This window comes from Sphingobacterium sp. UGAL515B_05, from assembly GCF_033097525.1.
Lineage (GTDB): Bacteria > Bacteroidota > Bacteroidia > Sphingobacteriales > Sphingobacteriaceae > Sphingobacterium.
Map to the genome: position 1 here is coordinate 3,552,724 of NZ_CP109907.1, position 25,758 is coordinate 3,578,481.

The window sequence follows — 25,758 nt, forward strand, 5'->3', positions numbered from 1 at the left end:
TGGCTTTTTGTTGTCTTTTACACTTTTTGAAAAAGTCGCCTCCGAAATCTGATGATTAATAGGCAGATCAAATTATGGATATAATAAGATACTTTAATGCACACATTGTCCATTGCGGTAATGGAAGGTCCATCTGGATGTTACCCTCGCATAGGGAGTTAAAATAAACAAAAATGAAAAAGAAAGTAGCAGTTATTGGTGCAGGTTTTTCGGGTCTTTCAGCGGCGGCCTATCTTGCGCAGGCAGGATACGATGTGCATGTTTTTGAGAAACATACGCAGCCCGGTGGAAGGGCGAGACAGTTTAGTACGACAGAAGGATTTAGATTTGATATGGGACCGAGCTGGTACTGGATGCCTGACATCATTGAATCATTTTTTTTAGATTTTGGGTGTTGTACTGCTGATTTTTTTGAACTTGTATCACTCAATCCACAATTTGAAATGATATTTAACTCTGGACAGATTCGTGTACCTGAATCCTATCAGGAGTTAAAACAATTATTTGAACAGATCGAACCTGGGGCTGGTACGCAGTTGGATAGATTTATGGAAGCTGCAAAATTTAAGTATGAAGTGGGCATGCGGGATTTTGTGAATAAACCCTGTCACAATTGGGGCGAATTTCTCTCTCCAAAAATTGCACTTAGTGCTTTTAAGCTAGATTTGCTTTCTAATTTTAGATCCTATGTTGCCAAATATTTTAAGGACCAAAGATTGCGGACATTGATGGAATTCCCCGTTATATTTTTGGGCGCTTCACCCAAGGATATTCCGGCATTATATAGCCTGATGAACTACGGCGGTTATGCGCTTGGAACCCATTATCCCAAAGGGGGCTTTTTTCAGTTAGTACTGGCGATGCAGCAAGTAGCGGAGAGACAAGGTGTCACTTTCCATTTTGATCATAATGTTGATACGTTAAATATTGAAAAGAATAAGATCACATCATTAGTTGTTAATGGTGTGAATCATCCATTTGATCTCGTGGTTGCATCGGCCGATTATCACCATATCGAAACACTACTTGCCAAGGAGTTGAGAAACTACGATGATGATTATTGGAAGAGCAGGACCTTTGCCCCCTCAAGTTTGATCTATTACCTAGGGATGAAATCGTCCATTCCAAATCTAACGCATCACACACTGTTCTTTGAGCACCCGTTGGATGATCATATCGACTGTATTTATGGTGAAAAAAAATGGCCTCAAAATCCGCTGTTCTATGTATGTTGTCCATCCAAAACGGATCCGCATGTTGCTCCTGCAGACAGTGAGAATCTCTTCTTATTAATGCCCTTGGCAACTGCTATCTCGGATGATGATGAAACACGTGAAAAATATCTAATTAAGATGTTGAAGCGTTTGGAAAAGCATACCGGTACAAAAAACCTATATGAACAGATTGCATACAAGAGGAGTTACTGTGTGAGCGACTTTATCAGCGATTATAATGCTTACGGGGGAAATGCTTATGGACTAGCAAATACATTGAAACAGACAGCAGTATGGAAACCCAAGATCAGAAATAAGAAAGTCCATAATCTTTTTTATTCAGGTCAGCTAACGGTTCCTGGTCCCGGTGTGCCTCCCTCCATTTTATCAGGGAAAATTGTTGCCAAAGAAGCCATTGAATTATATCGTAAAACATAAGACCATGAAAAAGCTATTTGATGAACTCGCTTATGAAGTAAGCAAAAAAACAACTGAAAAATATAGTACAAGTTTCTCGCTCGGTATTTTGGCGCTCAAGCCCTCCATTAGGGCTAGTATATATGCGATTTATGGCTATGTACGATTGGCTGATGAAATCGTGGACAGTTTTCATGGATATGATAAGAAGCGGCTGTTGGCGCGGTTATATCTCGAGACAAACTGTGCTTTAGAGGAAGGTATCTCATTAAATCCGATATTACAATCTTTTCAGGAGACGGTACATAAGTATGCTATCGACGTCGAGCTAATCCGCCAATTTCTACACAGCATGGAAATGGACCTGAATAAAGTGGACTATAATTCTGAACGCTATAAAGAATATATTTATGGCTCGGCTGAAGTGGTGGGATTGATGTGTTTACAGGTTTTTACAGAAGGTAATAGACAGCGCTATGAGGAGTTAAAACCTTACGCTATGAAACTAGGCTCCGCATTTCAGAAAATAAACTTCTTGCGGGATCTTAAAGACGATTACCATGTTCTTGGGCGTACTTATTTTCCGAATTTGGATATGGCTGTCTTTGATAATGCACTCAAAAGCCAGATTGAGGATGAGATACACAGCGAATTTAAGGAAGCGCTTTTGGGAATTAAAAAATTGCCTGCATCGGCAAAATTTGGCGTTTATCTGGCTTACAAATATTATCTTTCCCTGTTTTCGAAGATTCGAAAAAAATCCTCAAAGGAGATTTTGGAAAGCAGGGTGAGGATACCAAATGTACAAAAAGCCTATGTTGCTTTAAAAAGTTATCTGCGTTACAAAGCTGCTTACTTATAAAATAAAGCTATGAATTTTATTACTGTATTGGTCACTTTTATTGCTATGGAGGGCGCAACCTGGCTTATCCATAAGTATATTATGCACGGCTTTCTCTGGGTATTACATCGCGATCATCATGATCATAGCAATTCGGGCTTTTTGGAAAAGAATGATTACTTTTTTATCATTTTTGCTCTTCCTACAATCGCGTTGATGTATTTTGGTTCGTTAAGGGGATACAATTATCTGTTTTATATTGGATTAGGGATTATGCTTTATGGTATGGCATATTTCTTTGTACATGATATATTTATCCATCAACGTTTCAAATGGTTGAGTAAAACAAATAACCGTTACTTTTTGGCGCTTCGTCGTGCCCATAAACAACATCATAAACATTTGGGTAAAGAGGAGGGCGAATGTTTTGGCTTTTTATATGTTCCGATGAAATACTTTAAAATGTATACTAACAATGAAAAAATATGATGCCATATACTTACTCGCTTATCTTATTTTTTACGGTCGTAATCTGTTTTGTCGCATCCTTCGACAAGCGGCTTCGATTCGATCGTGAGTTTGTCCCATTTTTAAAGTCAGCGGCACTTGTTGCTGTATTTTTTATCGCTTGGGATGTCTGGTTTACCAGTAAGGGAGTATGGTGGTTTGACACAAGGTACACCCTAGGCCTGGTTATAGCAGGTTTACCATTGGAAGAATGGTTATTCTTTATATTTATCCCTTTTTCCTGTATATTTACTTATTTCTGTATCGATAAATTTTTTAGATTACAATCGCTATCTGCCTTTAATAATATCGTAGTCTTTGTGAGTGTCATTATATGTGCTGTGGTGGCACTTCGATATGCCGACAGAATCTACACAGTTGTTACCGCTACGGTGACTATCGTGACATTACTGCTTTTTCACTTTGCATTTCGGATACAATGGATTACGCAGGCCTCTGTAGTCTTCACCTTGCTAATGTTGGGTTTTTTACCTGTCAATGGTATACTCACCGGAACAGGGTTGGATTCTCCGATAGTAAACTACAATCCCATGGAATTTATGGGGATCAGGGTGCTTACGATTCCGGTTGAAGATGCGGTGTACGGATACACCCAGTTTTTGTGGGTTCTTTACTTTTTTAAAAAATTTCAAAGCAGGCCTAAGAAACCCAATATATAAAGAAGGAATTCAGATTCACTGTACTGTCTAAAAAAAATGGAAACTTAGTCAAAAATAGCTTCAGAAAATACTAGTTCAGAAGCCGTTTTTTCTTACGACATTGCGAATTGCCTGTTGAAATAAAGCTTAGATAATTTACTCCACTTTTTTGAGCGTTATCATTTCGTTAGGCAATTTTTATTCTTTTATACATTTGATTTCATTAGTTTTGTCACTCATCCAACAATTGAGAATAACATTTAATGGATCACATCATCGCAGCTATACGAGCTCATTTCGATATAAAAAAAGAGCCTTTGGAAATATTGTTAAGCAATTTAACCATGCTAAGCGTTCCTAAAAAGACAAAACTAATACAGCCAGATAGAAGCGATAAGAACATTTATTTTGTCGAAAAAGGTATTGCCCGCGCCTACACCATACGCGATGGAAAAGAGGTAACCTCCTGGTTTAGCAAGGAGGGAGATTTACTTTATTCAACAAATAGTTTTCACGGATTTGTGTCAGGGTATGAGACTGAAACAGTACAGGTTCTCGAAGATTCACTTTTATATTATATGACAATAGATCAACTGGAAATGCTTTCCCGTGATTATATCGATATTGCTAACTGGATGCGATACGTCCATCAGAAAGCTTTTGTCGAGATGGAACGTCGGTTAATCAACCGCTTATATCTTTCGGCCGAGAAAAGATATGAAGATTTTATGGTTAACCATGCAAAATTGGCTCAGCGGGTAAATTTGGGATACATAGCGTCTTTTCTTGGCATATCACATGTGACGTTATGTGCACTTCGAAAATAGCGCTATTTCTTTAACTACTTAAAAATTACTCCAGGGTGGATTGTTTATTTTTGCATCTTAACCAACTATATTGAGTATGCAAATTTCTAATGCACATGTTGATCAGCAACGAATTGCCTGGGTAGATGTATTGCGTTTTATCGCAATATTCATGGTAATCGCCATTCATTGTTCAGATCCATTCAATGTATCGGCCGAAGCAAGGTCTAATACGGATTTTAACTATTGGGGCTCCATCTACGGGTCGGTGCTAAGGGCCTGTGTACCTATTTTTGTGATGATTACCGGATTACTGTTGCTACCTGTGAAAATGAGTATGGGTGAGTTTTATAAAAAGCGTCTGTTGCGTATTACTGTTCCGTTTTTATTGTGGTCGGTACTTTACAACCTTTTCCCTTGGATAACAGGACTATTGGGACTTCCGCCAACGATCATTTCAAATGTATTTGCCTATGCTGCCAAAGATTCATCACAGTCGTTAGCAAGCGCACTTGTTCAAATTTCTTTAATTCCAATTAAATTCAATGTTTATACCGTACCCATGTGGTATATTTATATGTTGATCGGTTTATATCTTTACATGCCTTTCTTTTCCGCATGGGTTGAAAAGTCGACCTCGGGGCAGCAGAAGGTATTTTTGGGAATTTGGTTATGTACACTGGTTTTGCCTTATGCCTATTCATTTTTCTCAAAAGAGCTATTTGGCCTTAGTGCCTGGAATACTTTTGGTACATTTTATTATTTTGCGGGTTTTAATGGGTATTTATTACTTGGGTATGTATTGACTCATCACCTAAAAACCTGGTCTTTTCCCAAGACATTTTTAGTGAGTGTACCTTTATTTATAATCGGCTATACAATTACACATACCGGCTTTAAATGGATGGCTTCCAATCCGGCTGCCAGTGAAGAACAGATCGAGCTGTTCTTTTTATATTGTTCTCCTCAAGTATTCATGATGACTTTAGCCATTTTCTTGTTAGTACGTACTGTAAAGTTGACGTCGGTAAAGATGAGAAGCATTTTTTCAAATATTACAAAATGTGGCTTTGGCATCTATTTAGTACATTATTTTGTTGTAGGGCTTGGCTATTGGTTGGCCAATGTTCTTTCAATTCCAATATCACTAAAAATACCTATGACTGCAGCCCTTGTTTTCCTAATTTCCTGGGGCTTTGTGGCTACTTTTTATAAAATAATCCCGCGGGCGTCAAAATGGATCTTTGGGTAAGGATAGCTACTTAATCGCGCTATAGGCCAATGATTGGGGAGCGATATTATGGATGTCTTTATCGGCTCCCCGAATGATATTTAGGCTTAAATTTATATATTATCGGTATTTTCAGCTTAAATAAAACACGATATTATATTTCATTTAAAATAGCTCCAGCTATGAATACCAGTATTGGTGCATCCTAAACAGCGTTTGAACGATAACCAGCGTTGTCTATTGCTTTACCCAATAAAAAGTCTTTGAAAAAATGCCTTTATGAGCCACTATTTTTAACTTTTTTCCCTGCAGGTACATTTCGCAATTGCCCTTTTGTCCAGTGTCGTGGTTTTCCACAGTCCCTTTCCACTCATTTTTTTCAAAACGCACATTATAGAGTGTTGGACGGCCTTTGGGATCGAGACCGGAAAATTTTCCGCTGTTGTAAGAGATCGTAATAATGTAGCCTTCCTCAGTTTTCCATTTTCCTGCAAAATTATCATTAGAGGATTGGGCAACACTCATGATTGTCATAAAGACGATGACAAGGGATGATAGTATTTTTTTCATATTTAATGATTTCATACTGCAAAGCAAATTATAAAAATCTACAGTGTTTTTAAGATATCTTAAAAAATGAAATCAGTTACCTGCTCGCACGTATCACGCTTAGTGTTTGTTGGGTAATACCCAGATAGGAAGCAATATGTCCCAGGGAGGTTCGTAGCAATATGCCAGGAAATTTGTCGAGCATATTTTTATAGCGCTGCTCGGCAGTCTGAAATTGTAATGCAAGAGTTTTATCGGATAACATACTTATCACTTGTAACGATACTTGCAGCCGGAAGTCTTTAAAAGCGGGTATGCTATTACAGAGTTCATCTAGTTTGCTATACGGGATAATACGCAGACTTGCTTCTTCCAATACTTGTTTGCCATAGGGGTGAGGACGGTTAAAAAAAATACTTTCAAAAGATACCAGGAAATTATTCTCGTCGAAAAAATAATGGGTGATATCTTTTCCATCTAAGTTATAAAAAGCACGTAATAATCCTTTTTCAATAAAATAAACATTTTGGTGGTGATTATCTGGATGTGCCAGAATAATACCTTTCGCAAAAGTTTGTTTACTAAAGGCTTTGTCGATAGCTTCGCATTCGGCGTTGTTCAATTTTATGTGCCTAAGTAGATAAGATATGAGTTCCATTTACTTCAAATATAGAAAAATGCAGCAGGCTGCCCATGACTCCTTTCCATATTTATTCTAATAGTCTTCAAGTCCATCAGGAAGTAGATAGATTAATTTTACTATTGCCAAAAAAGTGTGAAATGTAAGTCCAAGATTGTTTCAGTCCCCGCCGAGCATCCTGTTGTGTCGCAGTCCTGTAACGACTGAGGTTAATAATACAACGCTATAAGCCAGTGTGATGGACAGGATCAAATTGGGGCAATAGCTGGAGCGCTTGCTGTCCCGCTACTGGAGCCTTCTCAATATCACCTTGAGCCAGATAGATATTAGCATAAAGATTATATAGATAGGATTCCAATAATAATCTAAAGGTGGGATTCTGGTCCGATTACGTATTGGCGCAGTTTCTATCCCGCTTATAATCCAATTAGTACAGCAGTTGGTCGATCAGTGAATAATATCGTGATTAGTAAATGTTGAGCCGATAATGCTTCTTTTAAAATTCTTATATTCTTGCAAAAATTGATATCTTTATTTCCCATAGACCATTTCATATTTTTATTTAAATGCAAAAGTTGAATCAAGATCCCTTTTTATGGACTGAATTGCGGTATGCAATTGTATTCGATCGAGACCAGTTTGCATTTAAAACGTTATTTAAAAAATTTTACCCCGATTTATATGACTTTGGTCATGCAATTATTAAGTCACCAGTTCCGGTTGAAGATATTATTTCAGAAATTTTTATGAAATTATGGCTATTGGAAGATAAGTTAATGGAAATTGAAAACATCAAAACTTATCTTTTTAGGTCTGTAAGAAATAATGCCATAAAATACCTTGAAAGACAGCATACCCATGTGGATATTTCAGAAATTATTGACTTTAACTATCAATATCCAAGTGTGGAGCAAGAATATATTTCAAGCGAAAACCTGAAAATTATACAGCAGATCATAGACGAATTGCCTTCCAAGTGTAAAATGGCTTTTACTTTAGTCAAGGAACTTGGCTTTACCTATCATGAAACGGCTGCCATTATGGAAATTTCTACGAATACCGTTGACCGACACATCCAACTGGCGCTCCGTCGTTTAAGAGATTCTATTACTTGTAGAAAAATAAATAGCTAGAAATTAGTGTTTTAAAATTATTTTAAATTTCTATTGGTGAGATTCGTCTGTAATTGGCTCTTATATTAAAGACTCAAGCGTAAGATGGATCAGGATCAACTTCTAGCATTATTGAACAAAGAAATTCAGGGGAAACTAACACCTGAGGAGAAGTTACTGTTTGAAAAGTTGCTTATTGACAATCCAGATCACCAAGTCCTTTATCATTTTATTAAAAATCAGCAACGAACGCCGTCATCAACCATCGAAAAAACTGAAATGGCATTTGATCAGCTATGGAAGAAATTGGAAGACAGTACCCCCGAAAGCATTCCAGTAAGGAGTCGGGTAAAAAAACGCAACCTCTTTTATCTAGTAGCGGCTAGTATTGCAATCTTCTTTTTTGTTGGTATGTGGCGGTATTTATCTCAACAAGAAGTTGTTGAGTATAGAATGAGTTATAGCAGCAGTAAGGGCGAGAAACGGATAATTAGCCTGCCTGATGGGAGTACCGTTTGGTTAAATGGCGACAGCAAACTCTATCTGGCTACAGATTTCAATAAAAAGGAACGTCGGGTAAAATTGGTGGGGGAGGGCTTTTTTGCTGTTGCCAAAGATAAAAAACACCCATTTATTGTCTCATGTAAGGATTCCGAGGTAAAAGTATTGGGAACAAAATTCAATATCAGGGCGTATCAGGACGAGAATAAAACACAGACTTCACTTGTGGAGGGTGCTATCGAATTGAAAAGTCAAAATAGTGACAAAACCTATAAGATGGTACCCGGAGAAAAGTTAACCATAGCCCACATATCGATAGGATCCAAACCTAGTGATGAGAGCAGCACAAATGGGGTAAAACGGACAGCGCTTATTGTTCAGGATGGAGAAAAAATGCCCTCCGAAGCATTGTGGCTTGAGAATAAACTTTCCTTTGATGCTGACCCGATGGATATTGTTGCGTCCAAAATAGGCAAATGGTATAACAGGAATATCGTAATCGACAATACCGAACTGGAGAAAACCACCTTTACCGGGACGATGGAGAATTATAGCCTAGAGATGGTTTTAAAGACTATTTTATTGGCCAATCCGAAGCTACATATCAAAGAAGAAAACGAATCAATTATTTTATATTAACCCTAAATAAACGATAATGAGAGATTATACATAAAGTTTCAAAAAAAGGATACACCCAATGATGTATCCTTCATGTTCATGAAATAAGAGTGCGTAGTCCCTGAGAAAGATAAAGCACTCTATGGTTCCATAATCAATTTAAAACTATGAAAAAAAATTTACATGGTCAGGTATTTTTTGCACGAAAATCTAGCACCATTAAATATGCATTAATGACAAAATTAACATTAGCGCTCACTTTTGCATTTACCGTAAAGGTCTTCGGAATAGGTACCAAAGCACAGGAAAAGGTATCCCTAAAAATAAAAAATACCGATCTTAAGACTGTTTTAAAAACCATTGAAAAGCAGACTAAAGTCAAATTTATATATTTTGACAACGTGATCGCCAATAAAAGCCTTCCCCTTATTTCTGTCGAGAACCAAAATTGGACCAACGCTTTAGCGCCATTGCTGAATAAATTTCAGCTCCGGATGGAAAATATGAATGGAAACACCTATGTGATCACTGTCAACAATAAAGAAGCCCAAGGGCTTGATATCAAAGGAAAGGTTTTGGATCGGCAGGGCTTACCTTTATCGGGCGTCACCGTAGTCGAAAAGGATAAGGATCGCGGTACAAGTACAAACGATAAAGGCGAATTTAATCTAAAAGTAAGTGGGCCAAATGCCATTTTACTTGTCAGTAATGTAGGCTTTATCAGTCAGGAGATTCCGGTTAGCCAGTCATTTATGAATGTTGTCCTCCAAGAAGATCTGACCTCCTTGGAAGAAGTTGTTGTTGTTGGTTACGGTACACAACGGAAAGCAAATCTTACAGGGGCTGTAGCCTCAGTTGATATGGAAAAAGTGTTGGGAGATAGACCTGTAAGCAGTAGCTCTCAAGCATTACAGGGGGCTTTACCTGGTTTACAGGTTACTTTTGGTGGAGGACGTCCCGGAACATCGACAGAACTAAATATTCGGGGCGTTACTTCCATAAACGGTGGTAGCCCCTTAGTATTGGTCGACAACGTCCCTATGAATATGGACGATATAAATCCCAAAGATATCTTAAATGTCACCGTCTTGAAAGATGCTGCCGCTTCTTCTATTTATGGTGCTAGAGCAGCCTTTGGGGTCATTCTAATCACCACAAAGAAAGGATCCAGAAATCAGCCGACCAGCATCAATTACTCGAGTAATCTGACTTGGAGCCGCCCTTCAACGCTCCCTGAGAAAGCGACTCCACTTGAATTTGTGCAGGCGTTAAAAGACTTTGGAAATACTTCGAATTGGGCAGGACAAAATGTCGATACCTGGCTTGATTTATTAAAAAATTATCAAACAGATCCAACAAAATTTCCTGATGGAATAGCCGAGGTAAATAACACAAAATATCCCCTAAAAGAATACGATTTATACGATGAGGTATTCCAGACCGGATTTGAACACCTGCATAATCTTTCTATCAGAGGTGGTTCGGAAAAGATTGCGTATAGGCTTTCTGGTATGTATAGCAACGAAGATGGTATTATGATTACCAAAAAAGATAGCTATAGTAGATATAATTTCAATGCTTATGTAAACGCCGAATTGTTCAAAAATTTTAATGCGAGTGTCAATGTGTTTTATAAAAAGGATAATCGCCTTACCCCAGCCAATATGGGTGAGATGTTTTATCGGGCTCTGACATTCGGGTCATATCTTAATCCTGGCGAGACGATAGACAGTGATGGGAAAGCCATACCTTACGGTACGCCCAACAATTATCTAAAATATGAAGATCCTTCGCGCAGATATGAAGAAAATCTTAGATTGTTTGGTAAACTGGAGTATAACCCTTTACCAGGATGGAATATTACTGCTGAATACACCTTTAGTAAAAACAATCTGAACAATAAAAATGCGCAGAACAGAAATAGGTATATGAATCCGAATAATTTTAATACGGAATACCTGTTCAATCAAGATTTTTATACCCGTTCTAATTCCCTGACGGACTATAATGCTTTAAATCTCTATACGAGCTACAGTCGTGCATTGGATGACCATAATGTGAAAGTTTTGGTGGGAACAAATTATGAGAAAAGTTATACCGAATCATTTTCAGCAACCAGATATGGGATTTTAAGTCCTGATTCACCTTCATTGGGGACAAGCACAGGGACACAAAATACATCCGACAGTTTTAGTCAGTATGCTATCCTCGGTTATTTTGGCAGAATTAATTATGATTATAAGAATCGTTATCTATTGGAACTGAACGGTCGACTAGACGGTTCATCCCGTTTCCTCAAAGGTAGCAGGTTTGGATTTTTTCCATCCGTTTCTGCTGGTTGGAATGTTGCTGAGGAACAATTTATGACGGGGTTAAAAAATAGTATCCCAATGTTGAAGTTCAGGGCTTCTTATGGGGAAATCGGTAACCAGGTCGTATTTGATACCAATAAAAATCAAGTTTATTTTCCTGCAATACCTCAGATGGGGACAGGCAATGCAAATTGGATAGATCCAAATACTGGCATTCGCTACCTGACGATAAATCCACCAAATTTAATCAGTTCAACTTTTTCCTGGGAGAAGGCGCGTACTTTAAATTTCGGTGTCGACATTGCTTTGTTCAATAGCAAATTGAACGGAAGTTTTGACTGGTTTAGACGGCAGACAATAGGCATGCTTTATCAGGGGGCCGACCTACCGGCAGTTTTGGGCGCACAACCTCCATTCCAGAATATTACGGATCTTGAATCAAAGGGATGGGAGCTGGAACTTTCCTGGAAAGACAAGATTAAAGATTTTAAATATTCATTTACATTCAATCTTTCAGATAATCGAGGTTTTATTACCAAAATCAACAACAGTGCTGGCTTGATCGATGGCTTCTACAAAGGAAAAGAACTCGGTGAAATATGGGGGTATGTTACAGAGCGTTATTATACGGTAGATGATTTTCAGGAAAATAGTTTAAATGCCAGTTTGGTAAATGGAAAGTTAAAAGATGGAATCCCGTATTTCAAAGGTGTTGCTCAGAATCCTGGAGATGTTAAATATGCTGATTTAAATGGTGATGGTATCATCTTCAGTGGTACAGGTACTGTATCCGATCCTGGTGACATGAAGGTTATTGGCAATAATAATAGACGGTTTCAATTCGGTCTGAATAGTAATTTCTCTTACAAGAATATTGATTTGAGCCTGTTTATACAGGGTGTAGGAAAGCGGGATCTTTGGTTGAGCAATTTCTTGATGTGGCCTTATAATAACGAATTCGGTACCCTCTATAAGGGTAATCTAGATTATTGGACGCCGAACAATACTGATGCCACCTATGCGCGTATCTATGCAAATGCAGGTTTAAATACATCAGCGAATCGAAGAACACAGACCAAATACCTTTCGGATGGCTCCTATCTTCGGGTGCGAAATATTACACTTGGTTATACCATCGACAGAAAGACTTTACGGAGCAAAGTGATCGACAATATCAAGGTATTTGTTTCGGGTGAAAATTTATTTAAAGCTGATCGTATGCCCAAAGGGATGGAGGCCGATGGTGAAAACATCGGGTCGGGAGGTATTTATCCATTCCTGAAAAAGTATAGTTTTGGCGTTAATGTCACGTTTTAAATCTTCAAAAACCGCAGAATATCATGAAAAAGAAATTTATCCACTATATCCTTTGCTTGGGGCTAGCCACATCGTTAACAAGCTGCAGTAATTTACTTGATCTCGATCCAGAAGGTACATTGACAGAGCAAAGTACTTTCACAAACTATAACAATTTTATTTCCTATGCTTGGCAATTCTATGGCACGTTTCCTGGCTACAGCAATGCTGTCCCTGACGCTGAGGTCAACGGCGATCTATTTGCCAAAGCGCAGGCAAACGCCACTTCTGATTGGATTTGGCAGCGAATGGTCGTCCCATCAACAAGTAGCGATTACAGTAATCCTTTTGTGCAGATACGATCCATCAACGTTCTTTTGGATAATATTGAGCAGGCAAGCCAGCTATCTGAACCGGAAAAGAAGCATATCCGTAGCATCGGCTACTTTTTCAAGGCTTACCAATATATGGATCTCCTCAACAAATTTGGTCAGGCAATCTGGGTAGAGCGTACGATTGACGATGGCGATACCGATGTTCTCTACGGTACCCCGGGAACTCGAGATGAAATTGCGGCACATATCGTAGAAATGCTCAGCTATGCCGGAGAAAATATCAAAGAAAATGGGGATGGGCCAAATACTATCAATCGTAAGGTTGTCTTGGCACTGACAGCCCGTTTTGGCCTGAGGGAGGGGACATGGAGGAAATATCATCAACTTAAAGACGCTGAAAAATACCTGAAATTGTCAACTGCAGCAGCAGAAAAAATCCTATCCAGTACGATACCTCTATTGAGCAATTATGACCTGCTGTTTAACAGTGAATCATTGGCAAATGTCGCTGAGGTTTTTCTTTATAAGCAGTATGAGTTAAATCAGATTACACATGGTCTAGCATCGCTGGCACGTAATTCCTCAGGTAGATGGGATCTCACCAAGAAAGCTGTGGATATGTATCTGATGAAAGATGGGAAAACTCGCTGGGTGAGTCCAACATTTGCTGGTGATGAAAGTGCATATACTGAATTCCGAAACCGTGATACCCGTCTATACTTTACTATTCCACCTCCCTATAAAGTTAAAATGGGGAAGACAAATATGCTTTGGGAGTACTCGGATGATCCGAAGGACCGGGAGTATATCGATTTGATGGCCACACTATCAGACGACAAACATAAAACTTTACCCTGGATGAACTGGGAAGGTCTCATATTGAAAGAGGAACCACATTATGTAGATTTCACCAATGGACAGCCTTATAGTGTAAGCTACACCGGATATCGGTTTTACAAATTCAGTAACAAGATCAATAGGATCCAGAATGTTGATATCAACGATGCTCCTATATTTAGGCTTGGGGAATTGTTGGTTGGATATGCTGAAGCAAAATATGAATTGGGAGAGATCAACCAGCAGATTATCGATCAAACGATAAATAAATTAAGGTCACGCGCTGGCGTGGCTTCTCTGGAGTTGACGGCAATTCCACCCGATCCCAAGCGCGATGAGACGATAAGCCCCGTGCTGTGGGAAATACGTCGCGAGCGTGCTGTTGAACTAATGGGTGAAGGGTTTCGTTTTGACGATCTCAGACGATGGAAGAAAATGGATTATGCCATTACCCAAAAATTAGGACGATATATAACCAAGGGATTAGATGTACCTTCTAATACGCCTATTCCAGTTGAAAATGGACAGACAAAAGGTTATATTGCCTACGAAGGTAAAGCGCCATCTCCTTTTCCTGAATACTATTATTTATATCCGATACCTGCTGCAGAACTGGTACAGAATAAAAACTTAAAACAGAATGAAGGCTGGTAAAATAATTTATAACACATGAAAATATTAACATTGATAACGCTGAAGAAAACGTTCCTAGTTGTCTTAATCGCGACGTTCACAAGCAGTCTTTTCGCGCAAAGTGGAAGCAAAAGACCGAATATTGTATTTATTATGGCCGATGATCTTGGTTACGGCGATTTGGGGGCTTATGGTCAAGTTAAAATTGAAACCAAACATATCGATTCATTGGCCCAATTGGGGATGAAGTTTGATAACTTTTATGCAGGCACTTCCGTATGTGCACCATCGCGTTCATCCTTGATGACAGGACAGCATACAGGACACACTTACGTCAGAGGTAATAAGGAAATTGAACCGGAGGGGCAAGAGCCATTGGCAGATTCAGTGCAGACCATCGCGATGTTGCTGCAAAAGGCCGGTTATACCACCGGTGCCTTTGGTAAATGGGGGTTAGGCATGGTAGGTACAACGGGTGCACCTGACCAGAAGGGATTTGACGAGTTTTATGGGTACAATTGTCAGCGTCAATCACATCGTTATTATCCTACCCATCTTTGGCATAATAAGCAGCGTATTGAACTTGATGGCAATGGGTTGATGGCAGAGGGCCAATATGCACCGGCATTGATTCAGGAAAGAACCCTTGCTTTTATCGATGCCAACAAAGATAAACCCTTCTTTCTTTTTGTCCCCACGGTGCTACCCCACGCTGAACTTGCAGGACCAGCAGACGAGTATTATAAGCAATATGCCGATAAGTTTGATGAGAAGCCTTACCGAGGCAACGATTATGGTCCTAAAGCAACAGTTCCGGGGTACAACAGTGTCGAAAAGCCGCATGCAATGTACGCCAGTATGGTAAGTCGGATGGATGCGTATGTAGGACAAATTGTTGAAAGATTACGTCAAAATAATCTGCTTGATAATACAATTATTATATTCACCAGTGATAATGGGGCACATAAAGAAGGGGGAGCAGATCCTATTTTTTTCAATAGTTCAGGCGGATTACGAGGTACAAAACGCGATCTGTATGAGGGCGGCATAAAGACGCCGTTTATTGCTTACTGGCGAGGTAAAATTGCAGCTGGAAAAACATCAAATTATTTAGGTGCTTTTTGGGATATTATGCCAACGATGGTCGAATTAGCCAAAGCCGATAAGCCAAGATATACCGATGGAATTTCTATTGTCCCGACATTGTTGGGTGAAAGTAAAAAGCAAAAGCAGCATGGTTATCTTTATTGGGAATTCCATGAGGACGGAGGACGTCAGGCTGTCCGTAAAGGGAATTGGAAACTTATTTTACAGAAAGTGATGAGCGGTGCTCCAACAACGGAATTGTTTAATCTTAAGCAAGATCCAAAAGAGCAAAATAATATTGCTGCCGATAATCCAAAAAAAGTCATGGAATTACGTCGTCTGATCGAAAAAGCACATGTTGAAAGCACTATTTTCCCTTTGATTAAAAAGGTTCAATAAATCAAAATCTTTTCATATTAAATTAGCCCAATCTTTTATAAAAGGATTGGGCTAATTTTTCTGTAAAACAGTCGATCAACTTGACCTGAAAATTTTTATTTTCGAAGGTTATCTAAAACCAATCGGGAAATCATTTGCCAAAAGAAATTTCCACATCCAATGATCAGTTTTAGTTATTCTTTTTTGACTGTTCTATTATTTTCCGCTTAACATCATGGTTACTGTTGTATTTAAGCTTTTCTGAACCACATATTCCACAAGCCATAACTGTATATCTAAATGGTTTTTTAAGTTGAAATTTATTTTTCGTTATTGGGCCAGTAAGGTTTTTACAAGTCTCGCAATAGTATTTATGACGTTGTTCGCGGGAGATATTTAAGCCTTCCATTTCGACGAAGATTTTCATTTCCTCCAAGATAAATTCCTTTGAATTTTCAAGCGTAAGCCCTGGATTGTAAAGGGGCGAGTTGTTATAGTTCAAATAGTCCATATCCTCGTCAATTTCATAAAAGGCGATATACCTGTAATTGTATCCGCTTGCAGACACAATTTTTCGCATTTGACTGAAGGCATATTCTATACTGATCTCTTCGCTGATTGCTTTTTTTGCGATTGTTAGGGCATAGTTTTCCATTAAATCCGCTTCACTTTTCTCTATATTTAATTTTAGATCAGCAATTGATTTCCAAAAATAGATTTCGCGTTCTTCCGTAGATGCGTTATCCAAACCACCTAATATTTAGAGGTTTTCACTCTCATACCCCAGGGTTAACACATTGATGGCCCAGGTAACCAGGTGTTTACTCTCAAAATACGTCAATGCCCTTTCCGCATAAATTTCAAGTGTTAATTCTTCAAGTGTCATATATGATAATTGCTAATACTTTTACAATTGTTACACGTTTTCGCTGTTGGCTATAAAACAGTAAAAACTAAACAAATATATTCCAAAGGTACGCAGGGTATTTGCGCAATATATTTATTTCGAAACTAAGCAAAAATTCGCTGTGCTAACCATAATGTCATCGATATACATATTCTAATGCGACATAACCTCTAATTTGATGTGTAAATGTTTAAATTTGTGGGAAATAAATCGTTATGGATAGTCTAATAGCTTTGTATTTTGGTGATTTCATCAAAGGATTAGCAGTATCTGCCGATTTGATCAATCGGGTACAGAAGGATCTCGGTTTTAATCTTCCAGATGATTATATTTCTATGTTGAAAGAATTCAATGTGAGTGAGGGTGAGGTAGGATACAATAGCTGATTAAGACTGTTTCCTTTAGAGGAGCTTCAAGAAATAGATGAAAGCTATATCTTACTAATGGGGCAAATTCTAGACTATTTTTTATTCGGGATGAATGCCACAGATACCAGTTATGCATTCCACAAAGTAAAAATGACATTTCACTCATTTGGTTTAATGTCGAATTTTAAAACTGATTACATTGATTTTTGCGGAAATTCATTTTCCGAATTTTTAGAAAATTTATATAATTTCAGATCAAAATAAATAGCTCATTAATTATAATTTCCATCTCCATTTTTTATCTTGGCACCACATATCGATGAAAAAGCCAAAAAGTGAAGAAAAGATGAAATTAAATATTATTTATATTATGTTAGTTATTATGATAACGAGCTGCACAAAACAACAGTGTGGTTTTTATCAAAATAGTAAGTCAATTGAATCTGTTCAAAGAATTATAGTTAATAATCCGAAACAATTCTTTAATAATTCGGATATGCCAAAGTCCTATTTTACAAATATATACAAGGATCAGTATGCAACTAAAGATGATGATTTTAAAAAGAGATTAAGTGAAAGCGATTTCAACAGTTTGAAAAATCACTTTAATCAATTATCTATAGAAGAAATTCTTTTTTTTAACTCAGATAATATGCTATTTAAGGTTGGGCAAAATGAAGGTTACTTAAATACGCATGTTTACTATTTGGGATTTCTTGAAAATATAAGGGAACAGGATCTTTCTAAGTATTACGAAGTTGAAGATTTTAGGAATTGCAATGGAAATTGGTATTCAGCTATTATTATTCAGTCACTAGCGCAGTAAGTTTTCTTTATTTTTGAAGAATGCTCTAACAATAGGATATGTTTAAGGGGGATGTTAATATATATATTTCAAACCTCCCCACTAACTCCTTAAAATCAGCAATAAACTTGGTCTTATCAAAAGACACCTCCTTATGTCTTTTAGCCTTGAAAAGATGGTTATTACAAAAGTAGTCCCAGACTTTCGTAAGTTCTCCCGCTTCGCGAGATTTGAGCAGGTCTCCAAATCTTTCATCTTGGTAGCTTAGGTCACCGACCAAATTGTAAAAATCTACAAAATCAGCAAGAGTATCAACCGAAACAGCATCTGATCGAAAACCATCGATAATTTCCCGGGGAGAATAAGTGATCGATTTAGTAGGAGGTAAGTTTTCCATACCAGACAACCATGCTTCTAAATTAGCAGGTGCCTTGAAGGTATCGTTATTACTAATCAGTAAATGAACCAAGTTATCTATTGAAGGGGAAAGAAACACTTTTCCATCATTAGAGATTAGCAGCTTATCGTTTTCATCTGTATCTTCATACCAAATGAAATATTTAGTCGTGGGGCAGTCTAATGGTATGTAGCTCGAAATCCAGATCCTATAGTCTTGACAATGTTCCAGAAACTTTTCGGTTTCATTCAATATCTTACTGTAAGTAGTTCTCATATTGTCTACCTCCGCTTGCAGAGCAAATTCTGGTTCTGTTCTTTTATTTGTCAATTTCGAAAGAGCAATTTGTAATTCTAAAAGACTAAAAGCATTTTTAAATCTCGATTTGAGTATCATGTAGATGTTGAGTGCAGATTTTGGCTTGTGAAAGTAATGGTGTGAGAGAGCTTTTCAAAGTCAGACCTTAGGATCTTCTGATTATTGAAGCTTTCTGTTTTCGATACAAGATATGTGCTGTTTTTATCCAATCGTTTCATACATTTTTTAATATACTTAATCAATTATTTAAAAATTAGTTTTAGAAAACGAGTTGATCGTCTCTAAGTAATTAAATTTCACCTCTAGTGTCAGGAGTTAGGTATATTTTAAAGTTTATAAGATTCTTTTTATACCTCCCAGGGCGTAGTAAAAATGGTGTTTTTGTTGGTTTAATAACAAATATACCTTTGGGTACATGATTTTTATCAAATATGAGGAGCTTGGCATTGCTGCTGCTATCGATTACATTACCTGGCATGTTTTTAACATTATCTATTGAAACTTCTTTGCCATTTTCGATGTCAAAAAGCTGAATATTTATACCAACTTTATCTTTAGCAATTCTACTATCCTCTACCTCACTTCTTTGGTATTTTCCACTGTTATCCGCGACTTTCAATGTGGTACAAGACAACAGTAACCATGTGCCCAAAAGGATATTGTATTTTAAAAACTTCATTTTTCTAAATTTTGACAGTAATACTTTTTACACTTTGCTTGACCATATAATGTCATGCTGTGCGACAGTTGTTGTATGTATTGGTTAAAAAAACTTTCGTATTGAGGTAGTCATGAATTGCTTCTTATAGCGTAATCAAAGCTACATATTCCTTTGAAGCATTGCGCAATGTATTGAAATTTAAATCTATTCTAATACCCATATTAACAAAGGTGTAGTAGTTGACACACTTATTGGTCTTAGCGAAAAATGAGAATAAAAAATTGTATATTGTAACTTAATAGCCAATATTTATAAAAAGATCCTACTTTTTATGGAAGAAAATACCAATGAAAATATCGAGAATATTCCCGAAAAATCAATTTCCGATGATGATGCAAAAAAGCTGATAAAGCACATTCAAGAGGAATATAAGTTCTAAATTAACATATATCCCAGCGACAATAGACGCCGAGCCCTAGGCTTGCTATAACGAAGCTTCAAATAATATCAAGCTAATATTGTAAGATATGTTAAGGGATCTGAGTTTAAACTCAAATCGCATTTCCAAATTGTTTTTAAGTTTAAATTTGTTATTATACACTTTTGTTAAAATAAATCAATTAGTTGTCTAAATTAGAGAAATCAAATGGTGGCTGTTGGAAAGTTGAAAACAGAGAAATCGATTGTTATATAAATCCCTTATATGTGTTTTCTAAAAAATAGTAAGAATATCTCTGCCCTTATTGTATTATTTGCTTTTCTCGGCAATAGTACATTAGTGGCGCAAGAAAAGTTAGATGCCTATTTTGCCCATCTTTTCCAAAATAATAAAATGATGGGAACTGTAGCGGTATTGCACAACGATAGCCTATTTTATACAACTTCAATAGGCTATGCTGATGTTGGTTCCAAAAGAAAAAATGATAGCAATACAAAATTTCGCATTGCCTCTAATACAAAAACGTATACAGCCGTTTTAATTCTTAAAGCTGTGGAAGAACAAAAGCTAAGTTTGGATACTCATCTTTCGATATTTTATCCCCAAGTAAAAAATGCCGAAAAGATTACCATAGAACAATTGTTGAAACATCGTAGTGGTATATTTAACTTTACTGAGGTCGAGGGGCAGGAAATATGGGATCAGGAATTTCATACAGAAGCGGAATTTATCAACCATATTAAAAATGAAAAAAGCAATTTTGAACCAAATACTGCCTACGAATACAGTAATACGAATTATGCGTTATTGGGATTTATATTGGAGAAAGTATATCACAAGTCTTATGCTGTGCTATTACAGGAAAAGATATGCAAACCACTTAAATTGAGCAATACATATTTCTCTCCGGAGACAGATCCAAATAAACATGAAGCGATATCGTATAATATTCAAAATAGGTATATTGAAAATTCAAAGGTAAATTTTTCGAATCACCCTGGTAGCGGTGGTATAGCAACCACGGCTGTGGAACTTAATCGATTTCTTTCAGGCCTGTTTGAGGGTAAGTTAATTTCAAAGGAGAGCCTCGTGTTAATGTTACCCGAGAATAAGGGGGAATATGGAATGGGAATTGAAAAAGCACGATTTAAGAATCCAACAGGATATATTCATGGTGGTAGAATTGAAAACTATTTCTCGGATTATTGGTATTTTCCAGCGGAAAAGCTAGGGATCGTAACTTTGTGTAATGCCGTTAATATCGACTTAAGCCAGGTTCAAAATACACTCATCCAATATGTTTATGGTAGAGATCCCATCTTACCCGATTTCAATAAAACAAAAGACCTGACTGAGGAACAGTTTCGCCAAATAGCAGGGACCTACCGGTATAAGGATGGAAGTCAAACAATGACGATTTCTTCAGATGGCACAAATTTGATTGGTCAGTTATCAGATAATGGACAGATGTATGTCCCTTATCTCTATAAGTCAGAACATACATTTGTGTATGATGATGAAGGTAGCATCTTGGAATTTATACCCGGTGAACAGCTCCTGTTGTTGAAAGATGGAGACTTGGTTCTTGAGTTCAAGAAAATATAAGGATCCAAAGTAAACAGGCCTCGATAGTCTTCTTGAATTTCGGCATCTACTCCGTTCGGTATTACTAGAAAATATTGAACATTCGTGAGCCGTAAGTTAAATAACGCGTTTATAATTTCTATGTTGCTTAGTATAACCTCGAGACCGGCTTGTTTTCTACCCCCCTCGAATTCGAGGAGGTTAAAATTCCCGACTTTTCAATATCTCCCTTATACCGCTTAGAAAGATAATCTAGAAAATAATGCTAATGCGGTGATCGGGCTGTGACTTTGGCAATGTGGAGACACTCCTAGCATTTTGGCGGCATCAGGTAAACCTAAAGCGGAATACTTCTAGGGATAGCCTTTACACATTCTTTATGGAGAATCTTCTCAATAGTCTTGTTGCCAGGCTCATCTTTTTATTCCAAGAAATTCCCAAAGGTTGAACTTGGCTTTCTTCTTAATTTCCTCAATATGCTTTCCGAATATTTTCTCTAAATCCATGTCGGATTTAATCTCAATTTTTTCTCTATCTGTGACAACAACACCAGTGTGGCCAGGGACATTCGAAGGGATTTCTTCAAATTTCCCTAATGCGGTCATTTTTTTTATTATTCTTAACCCGTCGGCATATTCGCCAAATAAGGGAATTGGCAGAGTCCTATAGTCTGGTGAGGACAGAATAAACTTCATGAAAAAATATGGATCTAAATCTCCAAATTCGAGTCCGAATGCTAGAGGAACCTCAATACATTGTCCCGTTGTCAAATGGTGAAAACCACAGTGAAAACCATGGACGAAATACTTCCATTCATCAACTATTCCTAGCTGTCGATCGTCTCGTTTTAATTCGTTGAACGTATCTAGTGGAAAATCCTTGTTTAAGTTTAGATCAAGTTTGTCGATCAATATAAATACTAATTGCTCACCAAGTTTCCTGTAATCTTTCGCACATTGTTCAAAAAAGTCCTGATGGTCTTCAATCTCTTGATCCGTAATAAGCTTTACAATGTTTAGTTCAGGTTCGACCGTATGGGTCAAAACTTGGAAACCTGAAAGTGCATGTTCGAGATATTCTCCGACTCGTTCTCGTTGTTTATTCATCTTTCCTTTAAAAATAAGCTTTAAGGCCATCTCTCTTGGAATGGATTTAATTTCATCTAATGTCGGAATTTGGTCAATTGACTTAATAGTGATTATATGTGTTGTTCTGTCCAATGCAATTCGTTTTAAATCGATCAGTTATGGCTATTATTTTGGTTTATTTGCTTTTCCACTCTTCCTTAAGGATACTATAAACATAGGTTCCTTTGCTTTATCCATACGATTTGATGTTGTAATTTCTTAAAAGCCCTTCATTAACACTTCCAAACATCGTTATTCCGATTGGAATAGGACCGGACATATACCAGGTCAGAAATTCTTACGTATTTGGAGCACTGTAGACAGAAAGCTAAAAAACATATAGGAGAGTTCACTCCGAGCAGAATGAATGCCCATTGGATCAACGAATCTAAAAACTTTTCTTTTGCAATTCCGTCCCTATTCAGCGTTAGTATTTCTGTCGATTGTCGTTCGGAGGCCGTCTTAAATAATCTATAAATAGCTATTAAGAGGAACGGAAATAATATCAGTAACAGCCAGCTCGAGAGATCATGTGCAGGGCGTACAAGAAAAAGGGTAGTTGTTAGTGTAATGGCCAATAAAACCGTAAAAAACCAAACAAGAATGGCTGAGGTTTTACTGCGGTTATTAAAACGAAATTGATAGCTTTTCATCGTAAGTTGAGTAAGGGGAATTTCTAATAAAAAACCATAGCCTTCAATAATAAATATATGAATATTTTGTTGGAAATTAGTAGAATATCATAGAAGTCTTGGCAGATCGTTTGGTAGCCATGTTTGAACATGAGCTCTACAGATTTGTAATGGTATAAATCTTACATGACCTATGGCAATAGAAAAATAGGTGCTTCATTGTCAATTATTATTTGTATATTTAATACTATGATCTACTATTTCACATAACCCCATTTTGTAGATCCAATATGATAAACAAACTTGTTTTATCTTTAAATTCTCCACAATATATTTTCCGGAAATTTTTAGTTTAACAAATAGCTGCTAGCGTACCTCAAAGAGAGAAGACGTTTTAGTTTACATTTATTCTTCCCGATCAAGTATAAACATTGAAAAGGGAAAAGGATAATACGCACTATAAAATCCATATATCATGAGTAAAGACACTAAAAAGGAAAAAAGCACAAAAGAGAAAACGCAATCTTCTTATCAAAAAGAAAAAGATTCTGTCTCTAAAGACTTAACAGATAATGTTTTCCGTAAAAAAAAGAAATAGGCAATTGAAAAGATAGCTTATTGTTTGCTCTTGCACAAAGGCAGATTAATTAGGAGCGGGTACAAAGGCTGGATTATTAGACCAGGCTTTTGCTCGCTTTTTTTAATAAAACTGAATTTGACTACAATAAGCTGCATCTTCATGATGTACAGATGTTTAGAGTGGTTTTAAATAGATTTCATGTTTTTATGCAATTAAGCGTTGCATGTCTCTGATCAATAATAACAAAAAAAGACTCAAGATGAAAAAGAAAATAGTGGTATGTGATGACGACAAGGGAATACTGAATGCATTTTCCGTTGTATTGGAGGATCAAGATACAATGGTTATAACTGTTTCGAACAGTTTAATTCTGATAGATGTACTGAATTGTATAGATGCCGATATACTCTTTCTGGACATTCATATGTACGCACGAAACGGAGAGTTGATACTACAGGATTTACGGAGTTTACCTAAACATAATAGGCTACCTGTGATAATGATTTCAGGTCATACCGATGGACGGACTATTTCAAAGGAATGCGGAGCAGACGGTTTTTTAGCGAAACCTTTTGATCTTATCGATTTGGAAAACTATATCCGCAGATTTGTTTATGATACTTTTGATTAATTTTTAGGCTGTGAAGACACTAAGATTTCTGAATGAAGATGTTTCTTCCAAATTTCTACGAGGTAATTTCTCCCACCAGTTCGTTAGATGAGTGCGTATCAATTATATCAAGGAGTCAGAATCCTTCGACTTTTCGTCGACCTTATAATCTTAGGTCAATACCTGTAAAGGCTTGCTTCCCCCCCTTCGAATCCAAGAGGGGGAATTTGGCCAGTAAATCTTATTACTTTATTAATAAAGCTTAATTTACCAATTACGCTTATACCATAGATAGGTACCAGTCAAAGCAAGTAATGCTGGTGTCAACCCGATTAAAGCATAGATAAACTTTACGATGTAACCGCCAAATCCGCCAATATGCAATTGATAAATTGCCCATGAAATTCTTTTCGAAAAATCTGCTTTTTCAATATCCAGTTGCCCCATAAAGGTTGCATGAACAGGATCGAAAGCAAAATTGCTCGCCTTTCCACCAAACAAAAAGAATGTGGTACCTGGCAGGTGACCGCGGACCAAAATAGGGGATTTATTATCTTTTGGAATATTTATCGCAATGGGTTCAAATCCCGGAGCAGCTACTTCGCAGTAGTCCAGTAGTTTATCTAAATTTGGTTTTTCCGCGAAGGCACCCTGTTGCTGCGCGATGGTTTTGTGGTCAGAAAAAAGGTTCTGAAAAACGGGAATATTCATCCATACACCTGTGACCAGCAGGACGATATTGATCAAGGCTGACCAAACTCCTACCACCCGATGCAAGGAGGAGTATAGTCGCCGCCCTCCCTTGTATAGCGGTACCTGAAATAAAATAACTTTCTTGATGTATTTCCTATAGACAACCAGGCCCGAAATAATCGTCATTAAGAGAAGTATGCCGACAATGGCGCAGATACCTTGTCCGATGCGACCGAGTAAAAAGCTGTAATGCATGGCATATATCCATCTAAAAAATGAACCACTAAGGTCCTCGTAGTTGCCTTGGCGCAGAATTATACCCCGATGTGAGTCTACAAAAGCAAAACTCAAATGATTATCGTAAGGGCTTTTGGTCTTTCGATAAAGCATAAATTCGTAGGGTTCTTCCGATGATAGCGGAAAGTCGTGTAGGACAATTTTTTCCAAATCCGGAAAAACTTCTGCGACAACCCTATAGGCGCTGTCAGCAGAGATCATAAGCCCGCTGTCGGGCCTATGATAGATGTCTGGGTTGAATGCTCTGTCAAGATTGTGTCGGAATAGCAACAATGACCCTGTAATCCCCAAAATTAGAAAGCATAGCCCCGAACTTAGTCCCAGCCATCCATGCCAGCGGAATGCCCACTTGGTTATCGTCTTCATGG

At 37.4% G+C, this 25,758-nt stretch carries 24 protein-coding genes; 16 read left to right on the plus strand and 8 right to left on the minus strand.

The window, feature by feature from the left end:
• Window positions 1–173: 173 nt before the first annotated feature.
• From OK025_RS14500 to OK025_RS14525, 6 genes are all read left to right on the plus strand, one after another.
• On the plus strand, window positions 174–1,652 hold the full coding sequence (locus OK025_RS14500; protein ID WP_317664749.1) for a phytoene desaturase family protein: 1,479 nt from the start codon (window positions 174–176) through the stop codon (window positions 1,650–1,652).
• 4 nt (window positions 1,653–1,656) lie between these two features.
• Window positions 1,657–2,493: a phytoene/squalene synthase family protein gene (locus OK025_RS14505; protein WP_317664750.1), complete on the plus strand. Its 837-nt coding sequence runs from the start codon at window positions 1,657–1,659 to the stop codon at window positions 2,491–2,493.
• A 9-nt stretch (window positions 2,494–2,502) separates the two neighbouring features.
• Window positions 2,503–2,961, plus strand: a complete 459-nt coding sequence (locus OK025_RS14510; RefSeq protein ID WP_317664751.1) for a sterol desaturase family protein — start codon at window positions 2,503–2,505, stop codon at window positions 2,959–2,961.
• Window positions 2,958–3,659 carry a lycopene cyclase domain-containing protein gene (locus OK025_RS14515; protein ID WP_317664752.1) on the plus strand — a complete coding sequence of 234 codons (702 nt, stop codon included), beginning with the start codon at window positions 2,958–2,960 and terminating at the stop codon, window positions 3,657–3,659. The genes OK025_RS14510 and OK025_RS14515 overlap by 4 nt, the downstream gene beginning before the upstream one ends.
• 242 nt (window positions 3,660–3,901) lie before the next feature.
• Window positions 3,902–4,465: a Crp/Fnr family transcriptional regulator gene (locus OK025_RS14520; protein WP_075993728.1), complete on the plus strand. Its 564-nt coding sequence runs from the start codon at window positions 3,902–3,904 to the stop codon at window positions 4,463–4,465.
• A gap of 76 nt (window positions 4,466–4,541) precedes the next feature.
• Window positions 4,542–5,696 (plus strand): acyltransferase, encoded by a 1,155-nt coding sequence (locus tag OK025_RS14525; RefSeq protein WP_317664753.1) that lies wholly within the window; start codon window positions 4,542–4,544, stop codon window positions 5,694–5,696.
• A 216-nt stretch (window positions 5,697–5,912) separates the two neighbouring features.
• Here OK025_RS14525 and OK025_RS14530 read toward each other — a convergent pair whose 3' ends face one another.
• Window positions 5,913–6,245, minus strand: coding sequence for a hypothetical protein (locus OK025_RS14530; protein ID WP_317664754.1), 333 nt, complete (start codon window positions 6,243–6,245; stop codon window positions 5,913–5,915).
• A 76-nt stretch (window positions 6,246–6,321) separates the two neighbouring features.
• Window positions 6,322–6,846, minus strand: coding sequence for a Crp/Fnr family transcriptional regulator (locus tag OK025_RS14535; RefSeq protein ID WP_317664755.1), 525 nt, complete (start codon window positions 6,844–6,846; stop codon window positions 6,322–6,324).
• A 584-nt stretch (window positions 6,847–7,430) separates the two neighbouring features.
• Between OK025_RS14535 and OK025_RS14540 the strand changes: the two genes are divergently transcribed.
• The 5 genes from OK025_RS14540 (at window position 7,431) to OK025_RS14560 (ending at window position 15,993) form a co-directional block, all read left to right on the plus strand.
• Window positions 7,431–7,997, plus strand: coding sequence for an RNA polymerase sigma-70 factor (locus OK025_RS14540; protein WP_317664757.1), 567 nt, complete (start codon window positions 7,431–7,433; stop codon window positions 7,995–7,997).
• 84 nt (window positions 7,998–8,081) lie between these two features.
• Window positions 8,082–9,116, plus strand: a complete 1,035-nt coding sequence (locus OK025_RS14545) for a FecR family protein (protein ID WP_317664759.1) — start codon at window positions 8,082–8,084, stop codon at window positions 9,114–9,116.
• Between the two features lie 482 nt (window positions 9,117–9,598).
• The gene (locus OK025_RS14550) at window positions 9,599–12,724 is read left to right on the plus strand and encodes a SusC/RagA family TonB-linked outer membrane protein (protein ID WP_411567702.1); all 3,126 of its coding nucleotides are present in this window, start codon (window positions 9,599–9,601) and stop codon (window positions 12,722–12,724) included.
• Window positions 12,725–12,747: 23 nt separating this feature from the next.
• Window positions 12,748–14,529 (plus strand): RagB/SusD family nutrient uptake outer membrane protein, encoded by a 1,782-nt coding sequence (locus tag OK025_RS14555; protein ID WP_317664763.1) that lies wholly within the window; start codon window positions 12,748–12,750, stop codon window positions 14,527–14,529.
• A gap of 15 nt (window positions 14,530–14,544) precedes the next feature.
• Entirely contained in the window at window positions 14,545–15,993 is a 1,449-nt protein-coding gene (locus OK025_RS14560) for an arylsulfatase (RefSeq protein WP_317664765.1), read from the plus strand.
• Between the two features lie 169 nt (window positions 15,994–16,162).
• Here the strand turns inward: OK025_RS14560 and OK025_RS14565 are convergent, their stop codons facing one another.
• A complete protein-coding gene (locus tag OK025_RS14565; protein WP_317664766.1) occupies window positions 16,163–16,720 on the minus strand; it encodes a hypothetical protein in 558 nt (185 codons plus the stop codon).
• Between the two features lie 12 nt (window positions 16,721–16,732).
• Complete coding sequence (locus tag OK025_RS14570; RefSeq protein WP_317664768.1) at window positions 16,733–16,858, minus strand: hypothetical protein; 126 nt, start codon at window positions 16,856–16,858, stop codon at window positions 16,733–16,735.
• A 236-nt stretch (window positions 16,859–17,094) separates the two neighbouring features.
• Here OK025_RS14570 and OK025_RS14575 point away from each other — a divergent pair, with 236 nt between their 5' ends.
• A complete protein-coding gene (locus tag OK025_RS14575) occupies window positions 17,095–17,265 on the plus strand; it encodes an SMI1/KNR4 family protein (RefSeq protein WP_317664771.1) in 171 nt (56 codons plus the stop codon).
• 301 nt (window positions 17,266–17,566) lie between these two features.
• The gene (locus OK025_RS14580) at window positions 17,567–18,073 is read left to right on the plus strand and encodes a hypothetical protein (RefSeq protein WP_317664773.1); all 507 of its coding nucleotides are present in this window, start codon (window positions 17,567–17,569) and stop codon (window positions 18,071–18,073) included.
• Window positions 18,074–18,098: 25 nt separating this feature from the next.
• On the opposite strand, the gene OK025_RS14585 is transcribed toward OK025_RS14580, so the two are convergent.
• Together OK025_RS14585 and OK025_RS14590 are read right to left on the minus strand one after the other, a co-directional pair.
• Window positions 18,099–18,725 (minus strand): hypothetical protein, encoded by a 627-nt coding sequence (locus tag OK025_RS14585; RefSeq protein WP_317664775.1) that lies wholly within the window; start codon window positions 18,723–18,725, stop codon window positions 18,099–18,101.
• A 331-nt stretch (window positions 18,726–19,056) separates the two neighbouring features.
• Entirely contained in the window at window positions 19,057–19,446 is a 390-nt protein-coding gene (locus tag OK025_RS14590; RefSeq protein ID WP_317664777.1) for a hypothetical protein, read from the minus strand.
• A 685-nt stretch (window positions 19,447–20,131) separates the two neighbouring features.
• On the opposite strand from OK025_RS14590, the gene OK025_RS14595 reads away from it, so the two are divergent.
• Window positions 20,132–21,472 (plus strand): serine hydrolase domain-containing protein, encoded by a 1,341-nt coding sequence (locus OK025_RS14595; protein WP_317664779.1) that lies wholly within the window; start codon window positions 20,132–20,134, stop codon window positions 21,470–21,472.
• 392 nt (window positions 21,473–21,864) lie between these two features.
• Here OK025_RS14595 and OK025_RS14600 read toward each other — a convergent pair whose 3' ends face one another.
• On the minus strand, window positions 21,865–22,671 hold the full coding sequence (locus OK025_RS14600) for a DUF6896 domain-containing protein (RefSeq protein WP_317664780.1): 807 nt from the start codon (window positions 22,669–22,671) through the stop codon (window positions 21,865–21,867).
• 1,014 nt (window positions 22,672–23,685) lie between these two features.
• Here OK025_RS14600 and OK025_RS14605 point away from each other — a divergent pair.
• Together OK025_RS14605 and OK025_RS14610 are read left to right on the plus strand one after the other, a co-directional pair.
• Complete coding sequence (locus OK025_RS14605) at window positions 23,686–23,808, plus strand: hypothetical protein (RefSeq protein WP_317664782.1); 123 nt, start codon at window positions 23,686–23,688, stop codon at window positions 23,806–23,808.
• A gap of 241 nt (window positions 23,809–24,049) precedes the next feature.
• Window positions 24,050–24,421, plus strand: a complete 372-nt coding sequence (locus OK025_RS14610; protein WP_317664784.1) for a two-component system response regulator — start codon at window positions 24,050–24,052, stop codon at window positions 24,419–24,421.
• Between the two features lie 246 nt (window positions 24,422–24,667).
• Here OK025_RS14610 and OK025_RS14615 read toward each other — a convergent pair whose 3' ends face one another.
• Complete coding sequence (locus OK025_RS14615; RefSeq protein ID WP_317664786.1) at window positions 24,668–25,756, minus strand: PepSY-associated TM helix domain-containing protein; 1,089 nt, start codon at window positions 25,754–25,756, stop codon at window positions 24,668–24,670.
• Between the last annotated feature and the right edge of the window lie 2 nt (window positions 25,757–25,758).

What these genes read in the sequence shown, in the direction of transcription:
- OK025_RS14500 (WP_317664749.1), top strand. Translation starts at nt 174, where the DNA reads ATGAAAAAGAAAGTAGCAGTTATTGGTGCAGGTTTTTCGGGTCTTTCA.
- OK025_RS14505 (WP_317664750.1), top strand. Translation starts at nt 1,657, where the DNA reads ATGAAAAAGCTATTTGATGAACTCGCTTATGAAGTAAGCAAAAAAACA.
- OK025_RS14510 (WP_317664751.1), top strand. Translation starts at nt 2,503, where the DNA reads ATGAATTTTATTACTGTATTGGTCACTTTTATTGCTATGGAGGGCGCA.
- OK025_RS14515 (WP_317664752.1), top strand. Translation starts at nt 2,958, where the DNA reads ATGATGCCATATACTTACTCGCTTATCTTATTTTTTACGGTCGTAATC.
- OK025_RS14520 (WP_075993728.1), top strand. Translation starts at nt 3,902, where the DNA reads ATGGATCACATCATCGCAGCTATACGAGCTCATTTCGATATAAAAAAA.
- OK025_RS14525 (WP_317664753.1), top strand. Translation starts at nt 4,542, where the DNA reads ATGCAAATTTCTAATGCACATGTTGATCAGCAACGAATTGCCTGGGTA.
- OK025_RS14530 (WP_317664754.1), bottom strand. Translation starts at nt 6,245, where the DNA reads ATGAAAAAAATACTATCATCCCTTGTCATCGTCTTTATGACAATCATG.
- OK025_RS14540 (WP_317664757.1), top strand. Translation starts at nt 7,431, where the DNA reads ATGCAAAAGTTGAATCAAGATCCCTTTTTATGGACTGAATTGCGGTAT.
- OK025_RS14545 (WP_317664759.1), top strand. Translation starts at nt 8,082, where the DNA reads ATGGATCAGGATCAACTTCTAGCATTATTGAACAAAGAAATTCAGGGG.
- OK025_RS14550 (WP_411567702.1), top strand. Translation starts at nt 9,599, where the DNA reads ATGAATGGAAACACCTATGTGATCACTGTCAACAATAAAGAAGCCCAA.
- OK025_RS14555 (WP_317664763.1), top strand. Translation starts at nt 12,748, where the DNA reads ATGAAAAAGAAATTTATCCACTATATCCTTTGCTTGGGGCTAGCCACA.
- OK025_RS14560 (WP_317664765.1), top strand. Translation starts at nt 14,545, where the DNA reads ATGAAAATATTAACATTGATAACGCTGAAGAAAACGTTCCTAGTTGTC.
- OK025_RS14570 (WP_317664768.1), bottom strand. Translation starts at nt 16,858, where the DNA reads ATGACACTTGAAGAATTAACACTTGAAATTTATGCGGAAAGGGCATTG.
- OK025_RS14575 (WP_317664771.1), top strand. Translation starts at nt 17,095, where the DNA reads ATGGATAGTCTAATAGCTTTGTATTTTGGTGATTTCATCAAAGGATTA.
- OK025_RS14580 (WP_317664773.1), top strand. Translation starts at nt 17,567, where the DNA reads ATGAAAAAGCCAAAAAGTGAAGAAAAGATGAAATTAAATATTATTTAT.
- OK025_RS14585 (WP_317664775.1), bottom strand. Translation starts at nt 18,725, where the DNA reads ATGAGAACTACTTACAGTAAGATATTGAATGAAACCGAAAAGTTTCTG.
- OK025_RS14590 (WP_317664777.1), bottom strand. Translation starts at nt 19,446, where the DNA reads ATGAAGTTTTTAAAATACAATATCCTTTTGGGCACATGGTTACTGTTG.
- OK025_RS14595 (WP_317664779.1), top strand. Translation starts at nt 20,132, where the DNA reads ATGTGTTTTCTAAAAAATAGTAAGAATATCTCTGCCCTTATTGTATTA.
- OK025_RS14605 (WP_317664782.1), top strand. Translation starts at nt 23,686, where the DNA reads ATGAGTAAAGACACTAAAAAGGAAAAAAGCACAAAAGAGAAAACGCAA.
- OK025_RS14610 (WP_317664784.1), top strand. Translation starts at nt 24,050, where the DNA reads ATGAAAAAGAAAATAGTGGTATGTGATGACGACAAGGGAATACTGAAT.
- OK025_RS14615 (WP_317664786.1), bottom strand. Translation starts at nt 25,756, where the DNA reads ATGAAGACGATAACCAAGTGGGCATTCCGCTGGCATGGATGGCTGGGA.